The organism is Streptomyces sp. NPDC058683, assembly GCF_042716195.1.
Classification (GTDB): Bacteria; Actinomycetota; Actinomycetes; order Streptomycetales; family Streptomycetaceae; genus Streptomyces.
Genome location: NZ_JBHXSK010000010.1, coordinates 165,555 through 187,706 on the forward strand (window position 1 = coordinate 165,555; position 22,152 = coordinate 187,706).

The 22,152-nt window shown below is 67.3% G+C and carries 20 protein-coding genes; 13 read left to right on the forward strand and 7 right to left on the reverse strand.

What is annotated here, in order from left to right:
- Positions 1-35 precede the first annotated feature (35 nt).
- On the forward strand, positions 36-1,478 hold the full coding sequence (locus ACFWXC_RS13300; protein WP_384477697.1) for an MFS transporter: 1,443 nt from the start codon (positions 36-38) through the stop codon (positions 1,476-1,478).
- A gap of 167 nt (positions 1,479-1,645) precedes the next feature.
- Entirely contained in the window at positions 1,646-2,113 is a 468-nt protein-coding gene (locus ACFWXC_RS13305; protein WP_384477700.1) for a peptidoglycan-binding protein, read from the forward strand.
- A gap of 76 nt (positions 2,114-2,189) precedes the next feature.
- On the opposite strand, the gene ACFWXC_RS13310 is transcribed toward ACFWXC_RS13305, so the two are convergent.
- A complete protein-coding gene (locus ACFWXC_RS13310; RefSeq protein WP_384477703.1) occupies positions 2,190-2,408 on the reverse strand; it encodes a hypothetical protein in 219 nt (72 codons plus the stop codon).
- 128 nt (positions 2,409-2,536) lie between these two features.
- Positions 2,537-3,307, reverse strand: a complete 771-nt coding sequence (locus ACFWXC_RS13315) for a class E sortase (protein WP_384477706.1) — start codon at positions 3,305-3,307, stop codon at positions 2,537-2,539.
- A 337-nt stretch (positions 3,308-3,644) separates the two neighbouring features.
- Between ACFWXC_RS13315 and ACFWXC_RS13320 the strand changes: the two genes are divergently transcribed.
- Positions 3,645-5,117, forward strand: coding sequence for a beta-1,6-galactanase (locus ACFWXC_RS13320; RefSeq protein ID WP_384477708.1), 1,473 nt, complete (start codon positions 3,645-3,647; stop codon positions 5,115-5,117).
- Between the two features lie 50 nt (positions 5,118-5,167).
- Here ACFWXC_RS13320 and ACFWXC_RS13325 read toward each other — a convergent pair whose 3' ends face one another.
- Positions 5,168-5,458 (reverse strand): DUF1905 domain-containing protein, encoded by a 291-nt coding sequence (locus ACFWXC_RS13325; protein WP_384477711.1) that lies wholly within the window; start codon positions 5,456-5,458, stop codon positions 5,168-5,170.
- Positions 5,459-5,535: 77 nt separating this feature from the next.
- Between ACFWXC_RS13325 and ACFWXC_RS13330 the strand changes: the two genes are divergently transcribed.
- Positions 5,536-6,546, forward strand: coding sequence for a hypothetical protein (locus ACFWXC_RS13330; protein WP_384477713.1), 1,011 nt, complete (start codon positions 5,536-5,538; stop codon positions 6,544-6,546).
- 456 nt (positions 6,547-7,002) lie between these two features.
- Positions 7,003-10,086, forward strand: a complete 3,084-nt coding sequence (locus ACFWXC_RS13335) for a DUF3427 domain-containing protein (RefSeq protein ID WP_384477911.1) — start codon at positions 7,003-7,005, stop codon at positions 10,084-10,086.
- Between the two features lie 15 nt (positions 10,087-10,101).
- Here ACFWXC_RS13335 and ACFWXC_RS13340 read toward each other — a convergent pair whose 3' ends face one another.
- Positions 10,102-10,776: an ATP-binding protein gene (locus ACFWXC_RS13340; RefSeq protein WP_384477716.1), complete on the reverse strand. Its 675-nt coding sequence runs from the start codon at positions 10,774-10,776 to the stop codon at positions 10,102-10,104.
- 177 nt (positions 10,777-10,953) lie between these two features.
- Between ACFWXC_RS13340 and ACFWXC_RS13345 the strand changes: the two genes are divergently transcribed.
- Both ACFWXC_RS13345 and ACFWXC_RS13350 read left to right on the forward strand, forming a co-directional pair.
- Positions 10,954-11,799: a helix-turn-helix domain-containing protein gene (locus ACFWXC_RS13345; protein ID WP_384477719.1), complete on the forward strand. Its 846-nt coding sequence runs from the start codon at positions 10,954-10,956 to the stop codon at positions 11,797-11,799.
- 2 nt (positions 11,800-11,801) lie between these two features.
- Positions 11,802-12,005 carry a DUF397 domain-containing protein gene (locus tag ACFWXC_RS13350; RefSeq protein WP_384477721.1) on the forward strand — a complete coding sequence of 68 codons (204 nt, stop codon included), beginning with the start codon at positions 11,802-11,804 and terminating at the stop codon, positions 12,003-12,005.
- Here ACFWXC_RS13350 and ACFWXC_RS13355 read toward each other — a convergent pair.
- Positions 11,998-12,573, reverse strand: a complete 576-nt coding sequence (locus ACFWXC_RS13355; protein ID WP_384477723.1) for a hypothetical protein — start codon at positions 12,571-12,573, stop codon at positions 11,998-12,000. The genes ACFWXC_RS13350 and ACFWXC_RS13355 overlap by 8 nt on opposite strands.
- Before the next feature lie 101 nt (positions 12,574-12,674).
- Here ACFWXC_RS13355 and ACFWXC_RS13360 point away from each other — a divergent pair, with 101 nt between their 5' ends.
- The 4 genes from ACFWXC_RS13360 to ACFWXC_RS13375 all read left to right on the forward strand — a co-directional run bounded on the left by ACFWXC_RS13360 (position 12,675) and on the right by ACFWXC_RS13375 (position 16,744).
- On the forward strand, positions 12,675-13,706 hold the full coding sequence (locus tag ACFWXC_RS13360) for a hypothetical protein (protein WP_384477726.1): 1,032 nt from the start codon (positions 12,675-12,677) through the stop codon (positions 13,704-13,706).
- 231 nt (positions 13,707-13,937) lie between these two features.
- The gene (locus tag ACFWXC_RS13365; protein ID WP_384477729.1) at positions 13,938-15,650 is read left to right on the forward strand and encodes a hypothetical protein; all 1,713 of its coding nucleotides are present in this window, start codon (positions 13,938-13,940) and stop codon (positions 15,648-15,650) included.
- Positions 15,647-16,192 carry a hypothetical protein gene (locus ACFWXC_RS13370; RefSeq protein WP_384477732.1) on the forward strand — a complete coding sequence of 182 codons (546 nt, stop codon included), beginning with the start codon at positions 15,647-15,649 and terminating at the stop codon, positions 16,190-16,192. Before ACFWXC_RS13365 ends, ACFWXC_RS13370 begins: the two co-directional genes overlap by 4 nt.
- Before the next feature lie 39 nt (positions 16,193-16,231).
- Positions 16,232-16,744, forward strand: a complete 513-nt coding sequence (locus ACFWXC_RS13375; protein ID WP_384477735.1) for a nucleoside deaminase — start codon at positions 16,232-16,234, stop codon at positions 16,742-16,744.
- 363 nt (positions 16,745-17,107) lie between these two features.
- Here ACFWXC_RS13375 and ACFWXC_RS13380 read toward each other — a convergent pair whose 3' ends face one another.
- Positions 17,108-17,749, reverse strand: a complete 642-nt coding sequence (locus tag ACFWXC_RS13380) for a hypothetical protein (RefSeq protein ID WP_384477738.1) — start codon at positions 17,747-17,749, stop codon at positions 17,108-17,110.
- 286 nt (positions 17,750-18,035) lie between these two features.
- On the reverse strand, positions 18,036-18,422 hold the full coding sequence (locus tag ACFWXC_RS13385) for a hypothetical protein (protein ID WP_384477741.1): 387 nt from the start codon (positions 18,420-18,422) through the stop codon (positions 18,036-18,038).
- 453 nt (positions 18,423-18,875) lie between these two features.
- Between ACFWXC_RS13385 and ACFWXC_RS13390 the strand changes: the two genes are divergently transcribed.
- Together ACFWXC_RS13390 and ACFWXC_RS13395 are read left to right on the forward strand one after the other, a co-directional pair.
- Complete coding sequence (locus ACFWXC_RS13390; protein WP_384477744.1) at positions 18,876-20,831, forward strand: N-acetylmuramoyl-L-alanine amidase; 1,956 nt, start codon at positions 18,876-18,878, stop codon at positions 20,829-20,831.
- Positions 20,832-20,946: 115 nt separating this feature from the next.
- Positions 20,947-22,122 (forward strand): serine hydrolase domain-containing protein, encoded by a 1,176-nt coding sequence (locus ACFWXC_RS13395; protein WP_384477747.1) that lies wholly within the window; start codon positions 20,947-20,949, stop codon positions 22,120-22,122.
- The last annotated feature ends 30 nt before the right edge of the window (positions 22,123-22,152 follow it).

The following is a 22,152-nucleotide window of genomic DNA, read 5'->3' on the forward strand; positions in this document are numbered from 1 at the left end:
TTCATTCATCGAACCCACCGTGCTACGGTACCACCATGGCTGAGTTCAATGAACGAACCCTCACTGAGGTCGAAGCGCCGGGTGCCCGACACAAGCCCGCGGCACCCCACCCCGACACGACGCCCCGCGCCCGCGCCACCCTGGCCCTGACCAGCGCGGCCACCGCCGTGAGCCTGATGACGTACACCGCGCCGGTGGTCACCCTCCGCGACACCGCGGCCGACCTGCACACCCCGCTCTCCGCCCAGGCCTGGCTGATCAACGGCACCCCGCTCGGCCTGGCCGCCCTCCTCCTGGTGGTCGGCAGCCTCGCCGACGACTTCGGCCGCCGCCGGATCTTCCTGCTCGGCACGCTGACGCTGGGCATCACCACCGCCCTCGGCGCGTTGACCGACTCCACCTTGCTGTTCACGCTGGCCCGTATCGCCCAGGGCGCGGCCAGTGCGGCGATCCTGGCGAGCAGCCTCGGCCTGCTGGTGCACGCCTTCCCGAGCCCACGCGGCCGGCTGCACGCGACCGGCGTGTGGGGCGCCTTCGTGAGCGGCGGTATCGCGGCGGGCCCGCTCCTGGCAGCGGCGCTGCCCAACTGGCGGGTGGCCTACGCCGTCCTGGCCGCGGCGACGCTGCTGGTGGCGGCCCTGTCACCACGGGCGCTCACCGAATCCCGCTCCCCGAGGGGCGGCCGCCCCGACATCCTGGGCGCCCTCACCTTCGGCCTGGCGCTGGTCTCCCTGGTGGCCGCGCTCACCCTGGGCCGTGACGGCTGGCTGCGGTCCGAGGTGGGCCTGCTGTTCCTGGCCGCGGTGGTCCTCATAGCCGTCTTCGTCCTGGTGGAGAAGCGCACCACGACCCCCATGATCGACCTGGGCCTGCTGCGCCGCCCGAGCTTCCTGGCCTCCTCCGCCGGCGGCCTGTTCACGGGCTTCGCGGTCATCGGCCTCTTCAGCTTCCTGCCGGTCCTGTTCCAGCAGGTGCTCGGCCTGACCCCGCTGGACACGGCGTGGCTGTTCCTGCTCTGGTCGGGCCTGTCCTTCACGGTGGCGCTCCAGGCCAAGCGCCTGTCCGGCCGCGTCCCGCCCCGCCGGCAGCTGGCGGTCGGCTTCACCCTCCACGCGGCCGGCGTCCTGACCATGCTCGGCGCCGTCGACTCGGGCTCCTGGCAACGCCTGCTGCCGGGCCTGGTCCTGGGCGGCATCGGCAGCGGCCTCCTGAACGCCGCCCTGCCCCTGCTCTCGGTCGAATCGGTCCCGGCCGCCCGCGCCGCCATGGGCTCCGGCGCCCAGCAGACCTTCCGCTACATCGGCTCCTGCGCGGGCGTCGCCCTGACGATCGCCATCGTGACCTCGTCGAGCGGCGGCCCGGGCCACGGCGCGAACACCGCCCTCGCGGTGTCGGCGGGGCTGGCACTGCTGGCGGCGGTGGCGGTGCTGGGGCTGCGGGAGCGGGAGAGCCGGACGCCCGGAGAAAGGCTCGGCTGACGCCCTCTCAGCTCCCTCCCCCGCCCCTCACCCCTCCGTGCGCACCCGTCACGCGTTCCGGCCACGTGGGCCTGCGTCTTTAGAACTGGGTCGAACGTCCTGGATCCTCGTCCACCACGTTGACATCGTGGCCTCACCAGGACCGATCCGAACATGGGGGACAGTTCATGATCAGGAACACCACCGGTGCCAGGACGAGGACGGCGCGGACGGCGCGCGCCAAGCTGACGGTTCTCGTGGCGGGAGTCCTCGGCGCCTCGCTCGTCGCCCTGGCACCCGCCGCGTCGGCGGCGGTACCCACCGCGGCCACGGCGACGTACACCTGCCACCCCTCCTGGAAGGCCAGTGGCGGCCTGTACTACCTGTACGAGGGGTACAGCGACACCAACACGACCAACACGAAGAAGGGGCAGACCGGCAATCGCGTCATCGAGGTGCAGTGCCTGCTGACCTACTGGGCCAACCGGGTCGGCGACAGCAAATTCAGCCCGAAGGGCATCGACGGCGAGTTCGGCTCCAACACGGAAGCCGCGGTGATCAACGCCCAGAAGGCCTGCTTCTCGGACTCCAGTGAGTGGGACGGCGAGGTGGGTCCGAACACCTGGCCCTGCCTGAGGCGCTGGTCGACCACGTAGTCCGGCCCCACCGACCGCCGACCGCCCGCCCGGACCAGGCGGGCGGTCACGTATTGCCGACGTCGGTGCCGGGCCCCTACGGCGCTGCTTCCAGACCCGGCGGGGCGGGACCGGGAGCCGCCTGTTCCCCGTGGGCGCCGAACGGACACCACAGGACCTGAAGCAGGTCACGGCCGTCGGGAACGACGAGCCCGGGAACGTCCCGCACGAAGAGCCGGGCGACAGGCAGGAGCGGCACCGGGTCGGTGTCCAGGAGGCCGGGCACCCGATGCTCCCGCTCAAGCACGGCGAGCACGGCCCGCTCCTCCTCCGTGGGACCGGCATCCCCTCTGCGCCAGGCCTCCGCGAGCACCCGCCGCCCCTCGTGGACGTCCTCGATCCGCCGGCCCCGGTCACGAGGGCGACGCTCCCGGCGGCAGCGCACTACGCCCGCGGCCGCATCGACACCAACTCCCCCCACACCACCATCCGGTACCGCGAGGTGAACTCGGGCGTGCAGGTGGTGAGGGTGATGTAGTAGCCGGGCTCCTGGTACCCGTACGACGGCTTCACGATCGACCGCGGTACGGCCCGGATGACCCCGGAGTCACGGGACGAGGTCTGCGGCAGGATCTGGTCCACGGTGTACGTGTAGGTCGCCGCCCTGGTCTCGACCTCGACGGTGTCCTTGCGCCGGAGCCGGGGGAGATACCGGAACGGCTCCCCGTGCGTGTTCCGGTGCCCGGCGAGCGCGAAGTTCCCTGCCTGGCCCGGCTGTTGGGTGCCGGGGTAGTGGCCGACGTACCCGTGGTTGAGCACGTTCGGCTTGCTGACGCCCTCCGCGACCGGGACACGGAGGCCGAGCCGGGGAATGACGAGGATCGCGTAGGCCTGGGAGGCGACGACCCGGGTGGTGTACGACGTCTGCTGCCGGCCGGTGCCGGTACGGGCGGACGGCGAGGAGTCCGTCGTACCGGAATCGCCCTTCGCCTCGCTGCTCGAGCCTCCGGACCCGCCGGAGTCCCCCCACTCCCGCTCCAGCGCCTCCACCTTCCGCTCGGCCCCCTGCCTGGCCTCCCGGTTGGTCCACCACAGCTGGTGCACGACGAGGAGCATGAGCACCACGCCCACGGTGACGAGGAGTTCGCCCCCGCTCCACAGCACCCGCCGGCGCCGCGCCCGCCACCGCCGGTCACCGTGCCCCACGACTCGCACCGCGCACGCACCTCCCGCCACCCACGGCCGGTGCCGCACGCCGACCGGTGCCGCACGATAAGGCGAACACCGCCAAGTCACCAGAGCCGTAGGGATTCCCGCCCCTCCCCTCGCCGCGGCCCCTCACCGCGATCCCTCTCCCCGCCCCTTCTCCGCCCTTCTCCACCCTTCTCCACGATCACTTCCTCCACGGGTTTTAGAAACCGCTGTCACATCCCTCGACAACCTCACACACCACACCCGATGCTTCGTGTTGGCATGCGGGGGGACGAGTCAACACCGGCCCGGGTCAAGGCGAACCGGTGCTTGAGCCGCACGGAGAGGTTGAGAAACAGCCATGATCCGACGCAGAACACTCCTGGCCGCCGCGGGAGGCGGCCTCCTGGGCAGCGCCCTGGCCACCGGCACGGCCCGCGCCGACGCCACCATCGCCGTCAGCCCATCCACCTCGTACGGCACCTGGGAGGGCTGGGGCACCTCACTGGCCTGGTGGGCGAACGTCTTCGGCGCCCGCGACGACTTCGCCGACATCTTCTTCACCACCAAGTCGACGACGTACAACAGCACTTCGCTCCCCGGCCTCGGCCTGAACATCGCCCGCTACAACCTGGGCGGATGCAGCTGGAACACCGTGAACGGCGAGAGCATGGTGGCCTCCGCCAACATCCCCGCGTTCAAGCAGATCGAGGGCTACTGGCAGGACTGGAACAACGAGGACCCCACCTCCTCGGCCTGGGACTGGACCGCGGACGCCACGCAGCGAGCGATGCTCGTGAAGGCGGTGAACCGGGGCGCGACGGCCGAGCTCTTCGCCAACTCCCCCATGTGGTGGATGTGTTACAACCACAACCCGTCCGGCGCCTCCGACGGCGGCAACAACCTCCAGTCCTGGAACTACCGCCAGCACGCCTCCCACCTGGCCGCCGTCGCCCTCTACGCCAAGAACAACTGGGGCGTGAACTTCGCGACGGTCGAGGCTTTCAACGAGCCCTCGTCCTCCTGGTGGACGGCGACCGGCACCCAGGAGGGCTGCCACATCGACTCGACGGTCCAGGCAGCCGTACTTCCTTATGTGAGAAGCGAGTTGAACAGCCGGGGTCTGACCACCACCAAGATCTCGGCCTCGGACGAGACCAGCTACGACCTGGCCCGCACCACCTGGAGCGCCTTCTCCGCCACCACGAAGGGCTACGTGGACCGCGTGAACGTCCACGGCTACCAGGGCTCGGGCGGTCGCCGCGACCTGCTCTACACGGACGTCGTGACGACGGCCGGCAAGCCCCTCTGGAACTCCGAGACCGGCGACAACGACGGCACCGGCTACACCCTCGCCTTCAACCTCCTCTACGACTTCCGCTGGCTGCACCCCACCGCCTGGGTCTACTGGCAGGTCATGGACCCGTCCTCGAACTGGGCGATGATCGCGTACGACGCGAACACCCTGGCGGCAGGGGCAGTCACCACCAAGTACTACGTGATGGCGCAGTTCAGCCGTCACATCCGTCCCGGGATGAGGATCCTGGACACGGGCGTGAGCAACGCGGTGGCCGCCTACGACTCGTCGGCGAAGCGCCTGGTGATAGTCGCCCTCAACACCGCCACCGCCGCCCAGACCTTCACCTTCAACCTCTCCGGCTTCACCACGGTGACCGGCGGCACAGGCGGCCTGGTCCCCCGCTGGAACACGGTGACGACGGGCGGGGACCTGTACAAGTCCTACTCGGATACGTACGTGTCGGGGAAGACGGTGGCGGTGTCGGTCCCGGCGAAGGCGGTACAGACACTGCAGATAGACGGGGTCACGATCTAGGCGCCCCGGCGCCGGGGGCACGCAGCCCACCCATCATGCCCCCGGCGCCACTACTGCAACCGAACCCCCATCTCCACACGCACCTCGTCCCCCGCCCCCAGCCCCTGCGGCTTGCGCACGGCGTTCTTGAGCGGCAGCAGATACCCGCCGTCCCGGGGAAACAGCGAGGTCTCGAAGGCCACCCCGCCGACCGTCGCGCGGACAGGAATCACCCCCCACCCGTACGAGGCCATGGCGGCGACCTCCCGAATCTCCCCGGACTCCTCCTCGGGTACGGGAACGAAGTAGTACGGCGCGGGCCCCCGCCACTCGACGACGCGCCCTCGGAACGCGAACTCCACAGAACGACTCCCCTCGCAACCGACTGCCCCCCATCTCTATCTCTTCTTTGACACCGACGGGCAGTACCGTGTCGTTCATGCGCCCCGACACGCCTGCCGAGAACGTCGACCACTCCGCCGAAGCGGCACGCCTGGAACGGACCGCCGGCCTCTACCCCGAGGACGCCGAGGCCCTGCTGCTCCAGGCCGCGGCCCACCTGGAACTGTCCGACGCCCGCCCCGCCGCGACCGCCCTCTACGACCGCCTGCTCTCCACCCCGGACACCCTGGAGAACGCACCGCTGGTCCGCGCCCTGAAGGCGTCGAACCTGTGGGAGTACGACCACGAGGCCGAGGCGCGCGCGATCATCGACGGCATCCGCACCACAGCCCCCCGGGACCCAGCCCCCTGGGTGATCGTGGCCGAATCCCTGGAATCCCACGACGAGCTGGAAGCGGCGCACGACACGTTCACGGAGGCGGCGACCCTCCTCCTCACGGACGTGACGGAACCCCCCTACGCCACGCACCCGGTGCTGATCGGCCGCCACCGGGTCCGCCGCATGCTGGGCCTCCCCCACGACGACTGGGACGCCCGCGCGGACACCCTCCACTCGTCCTCGATCTCCCTGGACGAACTCCACGACCCGAAGCGCGTCTGGTCCCTCGGCTCCGACAACCCTGCGGAACTGGAAGCGGAAATCTCCCGCCTCCGAGCGGAACTCGGCACCTACCGCGAGGCCCTCTCCCGCCCCTTCCCGGTAGCGGTCCTGCACTGGCCGGCGGAAGAACTGACGGAACTCCTGTCGGCGTACCCGGACCTGGAGACGGAGTACCCGTCCCACCCCGAACACCTCTCGACCATAGAGTCCTCACTCCGCGAACTCTCCGCCTCCGGCACGGCGAACCTGGGCATCGTGACGGCCACGGTCCCCTCGTACGAGGCCTTCGCAGCGTCGGAGGGCTCATCCCCGGGCGACACGACGCTGCTCCCGCAGTATGCGACGACACTGGCGGCACGGGGGCGAGCGGTGGTTTGGCCGCCGCAGCGGACGTCGGAGTGCTGGTGCGGCGAGACACAGCCGTACGACGCCTGCCACGGCTCGTAACCCACCCACCACCACGGACATCCCCCCGCCGCCGAACCCACCCGGCGTGCCCCCACCCACCCGACGCGCCCCAACCCCGGCCGCGATCGCAACCCACCCAGGACCCACCCCGGCAAGCCGCCCACATTCCCCGGGCCGCCCGCTCGCTTCTACCCCGTGCTGGAGCGGCCCGGGTCAAGGGTGGCCCGAAGGGCCATCGGCGCAGCCGACGCGGACGCGCAGCGCAGCGCAGCGGGAGCGCCCTTGAGGCGGGTCGCGGAGGCACGACACTGAGAAAGAAGCGGGCGGTCCAACGGCAACTCCATAGAAGCTGAAGTCCTCCGTGGGGACTGTCAGCGTCACCTGCTACAACAGAGCCATTGCTGTGCTTTGAGGGATTGGGGAATCAGCGTGGCTCAGCCGGGGGACCTGTCACAGCCTGTCGCGGGTGTATACGAAGAACTCGTCACCCAGCGCATGCAGGAGCAGATGAAGCAGCTGCGTACTGCTGGTTGGAAGGCCATCGATGACGAGGTCAGCGATGAATCGTCACCGTATGTCCTAGCTCGGCACATCAGCCGTGCTGTAGGGCAGCGGCTCAGCCAGTTGCCGCAGGAGAAGCGCGTCGCCGTCGCCAACCAAATCATCGAATCACTCGCTTCCAGCTCTGCCGACCTTGAAAGCAGCGATGTTGTCGACCTAATCGCCGATGGCCCTCGCCAGCTCCTGGCCCTCGCCGAGATGGAAGCTCCCGGTGTCTACGCAATCCGACCACTTACACCATTGTCTGAAGCCGCGCTCATCACCAACTCCGCCGAGGACCCCAGCCTCGGCAGCGAACTGCGTGCTGAGCTGGCCACGGCGGACCGCATTGATCTGCTCTGCGCCTTCGTGAAGTGGTATGGCATCCGTGTTCTAGAGAGCCCGCTTCGGGAAGCAGCCCAGCGCGGCGTGCCTATTCGCGTCATCACCACGACGTACATGGGCGCCACCGACCGACATGCCCTCGACCGTCTCGTCCGAGACTTCGGCGCGGAAGTGAAGGTCAACTATGAGACCCGCTCAACGCGCCTGCACGCCAAGGCCTGGCTGTTTCGACGCAACAGTGGCTTCGACACTGCGTACGTCGGCAGTTCCAACCTTTCCAAGGCCGCACTTCTCGACGGCTTGGAGTGGAACGTCCGCCTGTCGTCCGTCGCCACACCCGCCGTGTTGACCAAGTTCGAGGCCAGCTTCGACTCGTACTGGAATGACATCGCCTTCGAGGCCTACGACCCTGATCGCGACGCCCGGAAATTGGACGAGGCTCTGGATGTCGCGGGTGGCCCGATGTCCAGCCAAGACTCCAAGATCAGTCTCTCGGGCCTTGAGGTTCGGCCATACCCACACCAAGCTGACATGTTGGAACGGCTACACGTCGAGCGTGAGGTCCGCGGTCACCATCACAACCTGCTGGTCGCCGCGACCGGGACGGGCAAGACGGTCATGGCCGCGCTTGACTACCGTTCCCTGCATAAGGAGTGGGGCGGCAAGCGGTACCCGCGGCTACTCTTCGTGGCACACCGCAAAGAGATCCTCAAGCAGTCGCTCCGCAAGTACCGTGAAGTGCTCAATGACGCGTCTTTCGGGGAACCGCTCTTCAGCGGTGAGCTGCCACGCGATTGGGAACACGTATTTGCGAGCGTCCAGTCCCTTACCGATCAGCGACTGGATCAGTTCGACCCGGAACACTTCGACATCATCGTCGTCGACGAGTTCCATCACGCCACGGCTACGACATATCGCCGCGTCCTCAACCACTTCAAGCCGAAGCAACTGCTTGGCCTGACCGCCACTCCTGAGCGCGCCGACGGGCTAAACGTGCAGGATGAGTTCTTCGAAGGCCGGATCGCCGCCGAGATGCGGCTGTGGGAGGCACTCGACAACGACCTTCTCTGCCCGTTCCACTACTTCGGTGTGCCCGACGGTACGGACCTCACCCGCCTCAACTGGCGTTCGGGGACGTACGACCAGAGCCAACTCGGTGACCTGTTCTCCGCCGACCATTTCCGGGCCCGTATCGTCATCAAGCAGGTGCAGGACAAGGTATCCGACCCGAAGAAGATGCGGGCGCTCGGCTTTTGCGTCACCAGGAAGCACGCTCACTTCATGGCGAAGTGCTTCCAGGAGGCAGGGTTCAAGGCTGCTGCCTTGGACAGTGAGTCGAAGCCCGAGGTCCGTGACCAGGTCCTGTCCGAGCTCAAGAACGGAGAGATCCAGGTCATCTTCTCCGTAGACCTGTTCAACGAGGGCTTGGACATTCCCGACGTCGATACGCTGCTGCTCCTACGCCCGACGAACAGCGCCACGGTCTTCCTTCAGCAGCTTGGTCGAGGCCTGCGCCGCACGCCCGACAAGCCCGTACTCACCGTGCTCGACTTCATCGGCCAGCATCGTGCCGAGTTCCGGTTCGAGGAGCAGTTCCGTGCGATGACGAACTTGTCGCGCAACCGGCTCCTGGAGCACGCTGAGCATGACTTTCCTCTGCTGCCCTCCGGCTGCCAGATCATCCTTGAGGGCAAGTCCAAGGACCTCGTGCTGGAGAACATCCGTACGCAAATCAAAGCGACCGTCCAGACCCTCGCCAAGGAGGTCAGGGCTTTCCATACGCCGCTTCTCGCCGACTATCTTCGAGAGAGCCGCCGCGAGATCAAGGAGTTGTACAAGTCGAGCAATTCGTGGACGTCCATCTTGCGCCGCGCTGACCTGGCCGATGTGCCTGAACAGGCAGGCGAGGAAGACCTGTTGAAGCGGGTCCACGCGTTCCTGCACATCGACGACCGCGAACGAGCCGAGGCGTATACCCGCCTGCTGAGCGATGACGCCCCGGCGTACGAGGCCCTCAATGAGAGGGACGCAACGTACGCGCGCATGCTCTTCTTTAACCTCTGGGACAAGGCTGGTGGTTTCACCTCCTATGCTGAGGGGCTTGAATCCCTGCGCGAGCAGCGAGCCCTCCGCAGCGAACTGCGGCAGGTACTCGACCGTGTAATGGAGCAGGCCGACCACTTCCCCATTCCCCTGGAGGGCCCGCACGCGCACATCCCCCTGAAGATCCACAGCGCGTACAACCGCTCCGAGATCCTGGCCGCGCTTGGCGTCGCTCGCCTCGGCGGGCAGATGCCTGGGTCTTTCGCCCAGGGCGTCGTGTGGGACGAACCAAACCAGACGGACGCCCTGCTGATCACTCTTGAGAAGAACGAGAAGGACTTCTCCCCCACCGTCCGCTACAAGGACTATGCGTTGAGCCGTGTCCTTTTCCACTGGGAGTCCCAGAGCACGATTGCAGACACCTCACCCACAGGACTGCGTTATCAGCAACACGCTCAGCGCGGCAGCCACGTGCTGCTGTTCATGCGCCGCTACAAGGACACCGACATCGGCAAAGCCCAACCATGGATGCTGCTCGGCCCTGCGACGTACGTCCAGCACGAGGGCAGCAAACCCATAGCCATCACCTGGCAGTTGCACCATGAGCTGCCTGCGGATGTGTGGTCGTACTCGGCCATCACCGCCGGTTAGCAGGCTCAACGACCTTCACACGGGTCCACCGTTCTCAGCCTCAAAGTGAGTCTGGGCCCGGTCCAGTACGTCATCGGGGTCATGACCGTGCGCACGCAACCAGTGCAGCACGTCAGCCATGACCTCAATGGCGGCCTCTTCTGCCACCGCCATACTCAACAGGCTGGCGCCCCCGGCCATGTCCCTACCGCGCGGGAGTGGCCAAGACCCATACAGTTCAAGGATCGCCATAGCCCGCGTGATGCGAGGACCGCTTGTTGGCCGACAGGCGGCGGAGGCATCAACCGTAAGCTCACACCACACCACCTTCGTTTTGCCGTGAAGGATCACACCCCACCGGTGGTCGGTCACCGTGTCGACCAGTGCCATGCCCCGCCCCGACTCCAGGACATCGCTGGCAGCGAGCAAGGTGGGCAACGCCCGCGGATCGGGATCCTCCACCTCCAGACGTAGATGCGGCTCATTGAGCTCCATGCGCAGGGTCGCGGGTGTTCCTTCGCCGACATGCTGAATGACGTTGGTCACCAGCTCCGATACGCAGATCTGCGCTGCGTCCACGTGATCACGCAGCCCCCACAGGATGAGCCGGAGTCTCAACATCTGCCTCAGCTGAGCGACTTCCTTCGGATGGGCAGTGAACTCGTGCCGCCAGGGCTCCCGCGCGGCACGCCCACTTACGTAGATCGCCATTGCTCACCTTCCACACGCACCGTTGCGTACTGACACCACGCGATGACTCTCAGTGAGAGATTCGCAGCAGGGAATCCCTTCCTGCAACGTGCACGAAGGGATTCCCTCGTTAGGGTGATTGGTCTTTCGCACCTCTTCCGATGGGATGGATGTTCCGCTAACCCACGAGGAGTTGACATGGCCGGATCCCCCACGGCCCGCCGGCGCCGACTTGCGATCGAGCTCAAGCGGCTGCGCGAGGAGAGTGGCCTCACCTGTAGCCAGGTGGGCAAGGAGTTGGACTGGAGCAGCTCCAAAGTGAGCCGGATGGAAACGGGGCAGGGGCGCGTCCAAGCCTCTGACGTCGATGCACTCTGCCGTTTCTACGCAACCCCTGAAGAGCTACGCGATCTCCTGAAGTCGCTGGCCAAGGAGGCCAAGACCAAGGGGTGGTGGCACGCTCATGGCGACGCGATCCCTGCCTGGTTCTCTGTGTACGTTGGCCTTGAACAGGCAGTCTCCAACTTGCGGAGCTATCAAGGAGAGTTCATCCCTGGCCTGCTGCAATCTAGTGAGTACGCAGCCGAGCAGTGCCGTGCATGGGCCGACCACACCCCGGAGGAGATTCAGCGCATGGTCGACGTCCGGATGCGTCGCCAGGAGCTACTCACCAGAGAGGGCGCGCCCGACCTATGGGCTGTCATCCACCAGAGTGCGCTGGCGCACGTGGTCGGCAGCCGCCAGGTCATGACCCGCCAACTCGAACGTATCCTGGAAATCGGCAAGTTGAAGAACGTGACTGTCCAGATCCTGCCGTTCGACGCGGGCGCATACCCCACGACGGGGTCGTACACGATCCTCGGTTTCCCAGAGCAGGAGGACCCCGACTTGGTTTACAGAGAGGGGCTCACCGATTCGGTCTACCTCGAAGAGCCCAAGGATGTGGCCCTGTACGCGAAGGCGTTTGATCACCTCAGGGCCTTGGCACTCAGCCCCCAACGCTCAGCCCTACTGATCACAAGAATCATGAAGGAGCATTCTTGATAATGCCGTCATCCAGCATCCAGTGGCACAGAAGCAGCTACAGCAACGGCATGGGGGGCGAGTGCCTGGAGGTAGCCGCACTCGCCGAGGCAATCGCAGTACGCGACTCCAAGGTTAATTTGGGACCGCAGATCACATTGAGTGATACTGCATGGCGGGACTTTATACAAACGCTAGTATCCATACAGTCAGAAATCGCTAGCTGACCGGCTGCCGGGGATCACGGACAATCTCTCCGGCTCGCTGGAGGAAGCCGGCATACGCCTCCACCATCTCACTCCTAACCTGACTAAACGTGGACAAATCCACGCCCGAGCCCGAGGGGCTCACGCCGCCCATTTGCAACAAGGTGCTCGCCGCTTCCACCGACGTTCCGGTAAGCGCATAGGCCAACGAATTAGCCTCATCCGGCCCCCATAGTGCCAATAGGCTGGTTTTAGCTTGAAGTTCGAGTGTTCGCTCATGCACCTCGCGCCGTGTCGATCCATCAAGTCCCTGCCCATTAAGGATCCCAGGCGTAACACGGGTGAACACGTCATCTAGAGCCGCATAAGCCGCAATGAGGGCGGCATAGGACTGATGCCGCTGGCTACGCACCCACTGCCAGTGCTCCGCTGCCGCCTGGCCATGCACCTGCGCTAACGCCGCCTCAACTGCATTACGTCCGCCGACTTCCGCTCCATGCTTGGCGTATCTGCCAGCGATCACAGCCCCGATGACCGCGGCCGCGAAGGCGATAACACCCGAGACAACGGTGCCCATTACGTCACTCATCACACCATCCTCGCCCGAACCCAGCGCTACCACAACGCCCCTCGAAGCAACCTCGACCGCTCCCCGCACGCCGTGAGCACGAGAACCATTAGCCTCGACCCATGACAACACCCGTACCCGGGTTTCAGCCCGGCGCCATCCTCACACGTGCGCAAATCCATCCAGTACTCGGCGGCAGCGGCTACGCCGGAATCTGCCCAGCAGTGGAGAAAAAGAACGTTCTTCTGTTTTCCGACAGCAAGATCGGCGAGCGCTATGGGTATCGCGATGGATGGCTCGCCGAAGATGACGACATAGGCCCGATATTCACCTACACGGGAGTCGGGAAGCAGGGCAACCAGACCCTCAGTGGTGGAAATGCAGCAATCCTCAACCATACAAACAAAGGGCGCACTCTACATCTTTTCATAGCTGTAGGCAAGGTCCCAGGAAGCGACACTCGCACACATAAATATATAGGTAAGTTCAAGGTAGACGAACGCAATCAATTCGAGATACGGGAAGCCAAGGATGAATTAGGCCAGGATCGCAACGTTATTGTCTTCCGGTTACGCCCTATCGGTTCTTACATTCGGGAGACTTCCGACACCTTTCAGCCCACCCCCAGTTCAAGATTTCGATTTAACCAGACTGGAGGGCGTCTCCGCCGGAAGTACCGACGGCAGTGGCGGCAAGATCAGCAGCCAACCTACGCCAACCAGATGGAGGCAGCCCGCGACGATCTGGCAGAAGCCTTCGAAGAGCGTGAAACCGCAGCCGGGCATCCCCTCGTTCAACTCGAACTATCGATGCGAAACTCGACGTCTCAGCTCTCAATCGACCTTTACAACCAAACAAACAACACGGTGTACGAGCCGACAGCCAGCGCAGCAAGCGAGTCCATCACTCAGGCTCTTGCCCAACTCCTCAGCTTTCGACGCTACTTGAGGGATCTCAACCACGATCAGCCCCTTCACCTCATGGTGCTTACGCCGTCGCTACCCCACGAAGAGCTCCGCGGCCTGCTTGCTGAACACGGGATCGGCATCGTGTATCGAAATGACAGCGGCGGTTTCTCCGAGTTCGACGACCCCACAGCCTCGAATGGCGCACAGCGAAACTTCCGCTGCGCGGATTGCCCGGTGCCTGCGTAGCGACAACCACCTTCGGTGATCGAGGGAAGCGATCCGGGATCAGTGGTGGGAGACATCGACCTCCATCGCGTCGTGCGGAGAAGGCGCCCCGGATCGCTCCAACAGGTCTGCTTGGAACTTCCCAACAACATCGCGTCGATCACCGCCATGAGGCACCGCCCCTGTTGGCAACTCCCCAACCTCCTGCAAGAGTTGGCCCGTCGGCTGAGGCACGGGGGGAGCGAGCGGGCTGTGGTGCAGAGGCGTCGGCAGATCGTGCTGTGCGTGTGTGCCGTCGTACTCGCGCTTCTCGCCATCCTCTATCCGCGCAGCCCGGATGACGTAGTGGCCGCGACGCAGTTCAGCATCGCCTTCTTTGCCACGCTGCTGACCGGCGAAGCCGTGATCTTCGCGCTGACCTTCTCCGCGGCGAGCTCCTGGCCGTCACTGCGGGCGATAGACAGCCACATCGCCTTCCGGGAGTGGGTGCTCATCGGCTGGGCCGCCGCGCTCTTCACGGCCTGTGGCCTGCTGGGTGACAACAGGATCAGCGCCACCTACGGCGCGTTGCTGTTCCTGCTGGCCAACATCTTCGGGATCTTCTCGTTCATACGGCTCTTCGGTCTGGCCAGCGTTGGCGGTCGTAACCGGCTGCTGTGCCGCACGCTCGCCGAGGCGCTCGGCCGGCCGGACATGGGTTCGGCGGCCCACGACTTTGAGAACGGCCCGGTCGTCAACGCCTACCTCGGTGCCATCAGCCAGGCCGTGACCAGCAACGATCCGTCCGCTGTCCGGAACCTCGTGGACCAACTGGTCGAGGCCGAGGTAGCGGTGGAGGCGGCCGAGAACGCGATCGCCCTCCATGTCGACGTCCTGCACCGGCTCGCCCGCGCCGCCCTGGTCAGCGGGGCCGATCCGATCCAGGCGACGTCGTGTGCTCACGCCCTCGTCGACTCCGTCGTACGGCTGTGCCGGACCCTGCCCGAGCCCGCCCCGCCGCTCGGCGCCCTCAGCCGCTATTTGGCATGGCTGGCCGACGCCGCGCTGCTGATGTCCGTACGTGGCGTCGCGTCCAATCGGTCCGCCCGTGAGCTGGTCGCTCTGAGCACCGACGCCCGGCTGAAGATCCTGCGTTGCGTCGACCCGGACCCAAAGTCAGCCACCGACCCCGACGAACTCGGCACCCTCCTCACCGAGCCTCGCCAAGTCCTGCTGTGGAGTTCCGACTTCGCCGAGTTCCACGGTGCGCACCAGGCCAGCGCCATGTACGGCGTCTACGAGATCCTCACCGGCACGAAGTTCATGGGGAACTACTGGGACGGCGCGTCCATCCTCACCCAGTTACGTCAGTCGCTGTTCGGTGGCGACGACGCCGTGACCACCCCGGCTGCGGACGCCACTCGTGCTGCGTTCGGCGGCGTCGAGGAGTACGACCACTTCTGGGCGCTGGCCTCGGTGACCGCGCTGGCGACCTTACGGGACTGCCGCGTCGCTCACCCGCCGGAGCTGGTACGTCCCGAGTTCACCCCTGACCATCAACTGCTGGGCGCCTACCTTCGGACGTTCGCCACTCACCGCTATTTCGCCACGGCCGAGCACGCACGTACGGCCCTGCTCGGACTCCTCTCCCGGACGGCCCCGGCAGGGTCGGTGAGCGACCGGGTACACCACGGCCGGGTCAGTCGCACGTACCGCGTTCCCGCCCCGCACGTGGAGCCGCATCAGCGGCCCGCCGCGGTGATCCTCGCCGTCGCGTGCCGACTGGCCCCGCTCGCGCCCGGCCAGGAAGACACAGAACTGCGCGGCTTCCTCGCCGCGCTTCCCTCCGCCGGGCTGAAGGCCACCGCCGGTCTGGCTGCCCGCGTCCTTCCTGGTGCGGCCGAGGAGAACGAGCCGATCGAGGCAATCGTCGTGGGTCTCAAGGTCCTGACCCTGGTCGGGGCGCACACCCGGGAGGGGGCATGACGGAACCGGGCATAGACATGGCCATCTGGCGTGAGCGCATCGCCGCGCTCCAGTCGAGCGACGTGACGGCCGCCGTCCTTGTGCAGTGCGGTCTGTTGTGGCTCCAGCAGGGTCTCGTCAGCCTCCGCAACGAGATCGATCAGGCCGTCATGAACGCCCAGTTGCATCGCGGGGCCGGCCTCACCGTCGACCGCGTGATCCTGCACAACCTGCCTGTCGTCTCCGGTGCCGCTGCCCGGCCCGCCTCTGTCGACCGGGCGTTCGAGGAATGGCACCACCGGCTGTCGGCCACCAGCCTCCTGCTCTGTGCGTCCGACCGACCGGCGCCCCGGATCCACCGTCTCATCCTCAACGGTGACCAGTCGTCCGCCCCTATCCCGGATATGGTCGAAGTGCTGGACAACGGCGACTGGACCGACCACCAGCGGGCCGGGCTGGCGCTGGACATCATCCATACGGTCGGCGCAACCACGCCCCTCACGGGCTACGACATGGACCTGGACGGCCCCTTCGGCGACGCCGATCCCTCCATCTACATGTGAGCGTGGCCGCGAGCGGCCCATCAGAAACTTGGAGACCAGGTGCCCTTCTCCCCCGAGACCCCCGAGGACCACGTCTTTCTCGCCCAGGCCATCGAGCTGTCCCGCCATGCTCTGGAGGACGAGGGCAAGACTCCGTTCGGTGCCCTGGTCGTCATCGGCGGGGAGGTCGTGGCCACCGGCACCAGCTCGGTCGTCGAACTGCGCGACCCGACGGCACACGCCGAGGTCATGGCCCTCCGTGCCGCCGGCGGCAAACTCGGGCGCCATCTCATGGAAGACGCCGTGATGTACTCCAGCAGCGAGCCGTGCCCCATGTGTCTGGTGGCCTGCTACTGGGCCCGCGTCTCACGCCTCGTCTACGCCGCCACCAGCCATGATGTCGGGGTCAACGGCTTCGAGGACCTTCAGTACTACCGCGAACTCTCCGTCGCCAACGCCGAGCGCACCCTTCTCGCGGAAACCCCCGTCGGCGGCGAATCCCGGGAGATCGCGGCGGGGGCGCTGGCCAGTTGGGCCGACAAGCTGGGGTTCCCGGTGGAGCCGAAGCTCTGAAGTACCGACTGACAAGGCTTGTTGGATCAGGTGCTGGGCTGTGGCATCTGAGTAGGCAGAGGGCCCTTCCTGAAGCCGATGAGAGACGCCAAGGCCGAGTTCGCAGCCGTCGGCTGCAAGGTGCCCCCGGCCGCCCGCTTCTTTTTCAGGGTCGTGCCTCCGTGAGCTGAGTAAAGGGCGCTCCCGCTCCGCTGCGCTGCGCGTCCGCGTCGGCTGGCGCCGATCGTCCTTCGGCCGACCCTTGACTCAGCTCACTCCAGCACGGGGAAGAAGCGAGCGGGCGGCCGGGAAGGATGCGGCGGGGCTTGCGTTGGATGGCCCTTGTGTGGGTTACAAGGGGCTGTTTGCCGGGGGTTTCGCTGCTCACGGGGTTGGCGGTGTCCGGGTGGGGGTTGCTTGGGCCAGTTTCGACCAGCGGGTCAGTTCCTCGTGGTGCGAGCCGGTCTTCGTCGCGTCGGTGACGGTGGCGGCCGGGTCTGGATCGGCTGGGTGGCCTTCTCGGGTCAGGAGGGTGAGGGGCCAGTGGGGCTCGTCGGGGGCGGCGCCGTCGAAGGGGTACCAGTCCCAGGGGGTGCCGAAGCGCCACGCGCGGCCTGCCGCGTCGGCCACCTCGTCGCCGGGTGTCAGGCAGGCGTAGGGGCGGAAGACCAGGTCGAGGGTGATCGGGATGTCGTCGTCCGGGTCGATCTCGAAGCCCTGCTCTTCCCGTTCGGGGTCGTGGGAGTGGCCGGTGCGGAGGACCACGACGAGGCGGTGGGGGCGGGGCAGGCGGCCGGTCTCCAGGGGTGGGTCGAAGCGGTCGACGGAGATCACGTGTACGAGGGTGGGCGGAATGCCCACGTGGCAGGGGGCGCCGGGCGTGAGGTGGTCGGCCGGCGGGGTGGTGCGGACGAGTCCGTCCTGGCCGTCGTACGACGTCGGGTCGTGGGCCAGGGACACCTGTCCGTTCCAGTAGATCCAGTCGCAGTCCGGGTCGGCCGACCACCAGGGCCACTCGATCGACACGTCATGACTCGACTTTCCGGTGACTCGTGCGGGGGTGTCGGGGCAGGAGACCCTGACTATGTCTCCCACTCGGAGATCTGGTTGCACTGTCCGCCTCCCCTGCCGACGCCGTCGGTCGGGATCGTAGAGGAGTCCGAGGGGGACGACGGGAGGCGGCTTCGGTGCCCTGAGAACCGGGGGGGGCCAGGAGAACCCGTCAACGGCATCGGCCCGGGGCGGCTCGCGACCGGCAAGCGTCTGGTGTGGTTCGTGCGGAGGCGGGCGGCCGGGCCGTGGGGAAGTCGGTTCAGAACACGAAGGGGCCCGGGGACAACGGGGTGGCCGCCCGGCAGGTGAACGTGATGCCGAGCATCACGAAACTCAGGCCGTACACGCCGCCGATGGTGTCCAGGCTCTGCCCGGGTTCGACCGTGCCCTCGAGCGGGCCGGAGTTGAGCGGGTCGCCTGCGAAGAGGGTCGGGTTGGAGAGAGTTCCGGTGAAGGTGGTCGGCTCACCGGTGGTGGTGTCGTAGAGCACCAGGGTGGTGGTCATGGTGTACGCCGGGATCGTGACGGGGGCGGTGATCCCGGGCAACTCGACGGTGATCGTCGCGTCCGTGCCGTTCTGGGTGGCCGTGAAATCGGCGGTGGTCCGCCCCAGGGTTCCGCAGTCGTACTGGGCCGTGGCCCACATGGGTGTCACGGCACCCGCCCCGGGGCCAGTGCCACCGTGCCGGCCAGCAGCGCGGCGGAGGCGGCAGCGGTCACCGCGGCGCGTAACTTCCGCTTCGTGTGTCTCATGGCTCACTCCTCCTACGGAGATTTCGCCTGACGTCGCGTCAGGTGTCGGCCGTATTGACGCGCAGGGAGCGGAAGAAGACAAGTGGCACGCACCTGGACCACCCGGGGACGCCGTTCGGGTGCCCGGTGTCGCGTGCGGATCCCGCTTGCACTCAAGTCGGCTTTGCGCAAGCCAGGTTGACGCGTGTTCGTGCCGGGAGGGATCATCCACTCTCAGGCGTCGACGGACGAAGCCCCGCGTAGGTCGCGGAGTTGCGCGCATACCGGCCCGGTCGATGAACCGATGTCCCGTCGCATGCATCCTCCATTCCGCCACTTGATCCTCCGAGGTTCGAGGACCCTATTCATGAGCACAAGTAATCCCAGACGCCAAGACGCGTCGAAGTCCCGCCGTCCGGCCCTGCTGACCGCCGTCGCCGCGCTCGCCGTCGCGGGCGGGACGGCCGTGCCGGTGCCGGCACTGGCCGCCGGTGGAACCCCGGTTGCGGCGACCACGCTGCAACAGGACTTCACGGCCGCCGCCGACGCCTACCACGTGCCGCGTCAGGTGCTGCTGGCGGTGGCATACCAGGAGTCTGCCTGGGACACACATGCCGGGCAGCACAGCACCGACGGCGGGTTCGGTCCGATGCATCTCACGGACGTGACGCCGGCGATGATGGCCGGCGGCGACGCGGGTGCGGCGGGACGTGGGGAGTTGGCGAAGCTCGCCGGCGATCCTGCCCTGCACTCCCTTCAGGCCGCCGCGAAGCTGACCGGTCTGCCGGCCGAGGAGTTGCGTACCGATGCGGCGGCCAACATCCGCGGTGGTGCGGCGCTGCTCGCCTCCTACCAGAAGGCCGTGACCGGGTCCGGCTCGAAGGGCTCCACGGACTCCACTGACTCCACTGACTCCACGGACCCGGGCAACTGGTATGCGGCCGTCGCCCGTTACAGCCAGGCCACCGACCGGCAGGGCGCCGCGGCCTTCGCCGACCGCGTCTTCGCCACCGTGCGGAAGGGTGCCCACCGCACCACGGCCGACGGCGAGCACGTGAAGCTGTCGGCTGACAGCGATGTCGACCCGGCGACCGGCCAGTTGGCCTCGCTGGATCTGACGTCCGCGGCGGACACCGGCACCGAGTGCCCGGCCACCGTCGCCTGCACCTTCGTGCCGGCGTCGCCGTCCAACGGCCAGGTCTCCGACCGCCCCGCCAACGGCATCCGGATCGACAGCATCGTCATCCACGACACCGAGACGTCGTACGACACCGCCATCAGCCTCTTCCAGCGGCCGGGCGGCTCCGCCTCGCACTACGTCATGCGGGCCTCCGACGGCGCGGTGACGCAGATGGTGCCCACGAAGGACCTCGCCTTCCACGCGGGCAACTACTCCACCAACATGCACTCGATCGGCATCGAGCACGAGGGCTACGCCGCGCACGGTGCCACCTGGTACACCGAGGCGCAGTACGAGGCCACGGCCGAGCTGGTGAAGTACCTCGCCGGCCGCTTCGGCATACCGCTGGACCGCGAGCACCTCATCGGCCACGACAACGTCGCCGGGCCGAACTCGTCCCTCGTCTCCGGCATGCACTGGGACCCGGGCCCGTCCTGGGACTGGAACCACTTCATGAGCCTGGTCGGTGTGCACACCGGGCGGCACGGTGTCGGCCCGGTCGGCTCGGTGGTCACCATCGCCCCCCGTTTCGCCGACAATCTGCAGACCGTCCAGATCTGCCCCTCCGACGACCCGACCGGCGCCACCACCGCGTGCACCGAGACGCAGCAGCCGTCGGACTTCGTCTACCTGCGTACCGGGCCGAGCGACACCGCTCCCCTCTTCGGGGACCAGGCGCTGCACCCGGGCGCGGCCGGCACCGACCGGATCAACGACTGGGGCAGCACGGCGGTGGCGGGACAGCAGTTCGTGGTCGCCGGGCAGGACGGCGACTGGACCGCCGTCTGGTACGGCGGCTCGAAGGTGTGGTTCCACAACCCGCACGGCTGCAACACCGCGCCGGCCCACGGCGTGAAGGTGATCACGGCGGCCGGCACCTCCCCCGTGGCGGTGTACGGCTCCAGCTACCCGGACGCCGCCGAGTACCCCGCGGGCCTGTCGCCCTCGACGCAGGCCGCGCTGAGCATGTACTCCGTGCCGGCCGGTCAGGCCTACGTGGCCACCGTGGCGCCGTCCCTCACGGACGACTTCTTCCCGTCCAGCGGCAGGGTCGTCACCGGCGCCAAGGCGATGTACACCATCCAGTACAACCACCGGGTCGGCCTCGTGTACGCCTCGGACGTCACGGCCACGGACGGATGACGGTCCTCTGACCGCATCCCGAAGAAGGTAGGGGGTGCCCAGGGGCTGCGGCCTCCTGGGCACCCCTGGCTGTATAAGGCATGGACTTGCACGGCCGTGGTGCCAGGATGAGGGCATGACGACAATCAACGGGGAAGTCGCGGCCGGGTTCGAGGGTGTGCGGGAGGCGTTCGCCGCCGGTTTCGAGCGGCGGGGGGATGTCGGGGCCGCCGTGTGCGTGTACCGGGACGGGCGGCCGGTGGTGGATCTGTGGGGAGGGGTCGCCGATCCCGACACGGGGCGGCCCTGGGAGCGGGACACCCTGCAGCTCGTGTACTCCGCGACCAAGGGGGCCACCGCCACCGTCGCGCATCTGCTCGCCCAGCGTGGGGAGTTGGATCTGGACGCGCCGGTGGCCGAGTACTGGCCGGAGTTCGCCGTGAACGGCAAGGCGGAGATCCCGGTGCGGTGGTTGCTGTCGCATCGGGCCGGGGTGGTGACCGTGGCACCGCCGGTGCCGTTGGAGGCGGCGTTGCGGTGGCAGCCGATGGTGGACGCGCTCGCCGTTCAGCGGCCCGAGTGGGAGCCGGGGACCGCGCACGGGTATCACGGGCGGACCTTCGGGTGGCTGGTCGGGGAGGTCGTACGGCGGGTGTCCGGGCGTACGCCGGGGCGGTTCTTCGCCGAGGAGGTCGCCGGGCCGCTCGGGCTCGACTTCTTCATCGGGCTGCCGGCGGCCGAGCGCGGCCGGGTGAGCCGGATGGTGTATCCGAAGCCGGAGTTCGATCTGAGCACCGTACCGCTGGACCTCGTGCCGCCGGAGGTGCGGGAGTTGGTCGCCGCGTTGCAGGATCCGGACTCGCTGAGCAACAGGGCGTTCGCCGTCACCGATCCCGCCGAGATCGACTTCAACTCGGCCGAGGTGCAGGCCGCGGAGCTGCCCGCGTCCAACGGGATCGGCACGGCGCGGGGGCTGGCGCGGATGTACGCCGCGTTGATCGGGGAGGTGGACGGGGTGCGGCTGTTCACGCCGGAGACGCTCGCCTCCGCGACCGCGGAGCAGGCCGCCGGGGTGGACAAGGTCATCATGCTGCCGATCCGGTTCGGGTCCGGGTACATGCTGCCCGTCGAGACCAACCCGCTGACCGGTCCCCGCGCCTTCGGGCATCCCGGGCGCGGCGGGTCGCTGGCCTTCGCCGACCCCGAGCACGGCATCGGCTTCGGTTACGTCATGAACAGCATCGTGGAAGGGGCGGAGGACCCGCGTGCGGCCGCGCTCGTCGACGCGGTGCGGGAGGCGCTGGCCCGGTGACGAAGAACAAGCAGGGGGGACGAGAAGGGG

Excerpts from the sequence above, each read along its gene's own strand:
- ACFWXC_RS13300 (WP_384477697.1), top strand. The coding sequence starts at position 36 with ATGGCTGAGTTCAATGAACGAACCCTCACTGAGGTCGAAGCGCCGGGT.
- ACFWXC_RS13305 (WP_384477700.1), top strand. The coding sequence starts at position 1,646 with ATGATCAGGAACACCACCGGTGCCAGGACGAGGACGGCGCGGACGGCG.
- ACFWXC_RS13320 (WP_384477708.1), top strand. The coding sequence starts at position 3,645 with ATGATCCGACGCAGAACACTCCTGGCCGCCGCGGGAGGCGGCCTCCTG.
- ACFWXC_RS13330 (WP_384477713.1), top strand. The coding sequence starts at position 5,536 with ATGCGCCCCGACACGCCTGCCGAGAACGTCGACCACTCCGCCGAAGCG.
- ACFWXC_RS13335 (WP_384477911.1), top strand. The coding sequence starts at position 7,003 with ATGCAGGAGCAGATGAAGCAGCTGCGTACTGCTGGTTGGAAGGCCATC.
- ACFWXC_RS13340 (WP_384477716.1), bottom strand. The coding sequence starts at position 10,776 with ATGGCGATCTACGTAAGTGGGCGTGCCGCGCGGGAGCCCTGGCGGCAC.
- ACFWXC_RS13345 (WP_384477719.1), top strand. The coding sequence starts at position 10,954 with ATGGCCGGATCCCCCACGGCCCGCCGGCGCCGACTTGCGATCGAGCTC.
- ACFWXC_RS13350 (WP_384477721.1), top strand. The coding sequence starts at position 11,802 with ATGCCGTCATCCAGCATCCAGTGGCACAGAAGCAGCTACAGCAACGGC.
- ACFWXC_RS13355 (WP_384477723.1), bottom strand. The coding sequence starts at position 12,573 with ATGAGTGACGTAATGGGCACCGTTGTCTCGGGTGTTATCGCCTTCGCG.
- ACFWXC_RS13360 (WP_384477726.1), top strand. The coding sequence starts at position 12,675 with ATGACAACACCCGTACCCGGGTTTCAGCCCGGCGCCATCCTCACACGT.
- ACFWXC_RS13370 (WP_384477732.1), top strand. The coding sequence starts at position 15,647 with ATGACGGAACCGGGCATAGACATGGCCATCTGGCGTGAGCGCATCGCC.
- ACFWXC_RS13385 (WP_384477741.1), bottom strand. The coding sequence starts at position 18,422 with ATGTGGGCCACGGCCCAGTACGACTGCGGAACCCTGGGGCGGACCACC.
- ACFWXC_RS13390 (WP_384477744.1), top strand. The coding sequence starts at position 18,876 with ATGAGCACAAGTAATCCCAGACGCCAAGACGCGTCGAAGTCCCGCCGT.
- ACFWXC_RS13395 (WP_384477747.1), top strand. The coding sequence starts at position 20,947 with ATGACGACAATCAACGGGGAAGTCGCGGCCGGGTTCGAGGGTGTGCGG.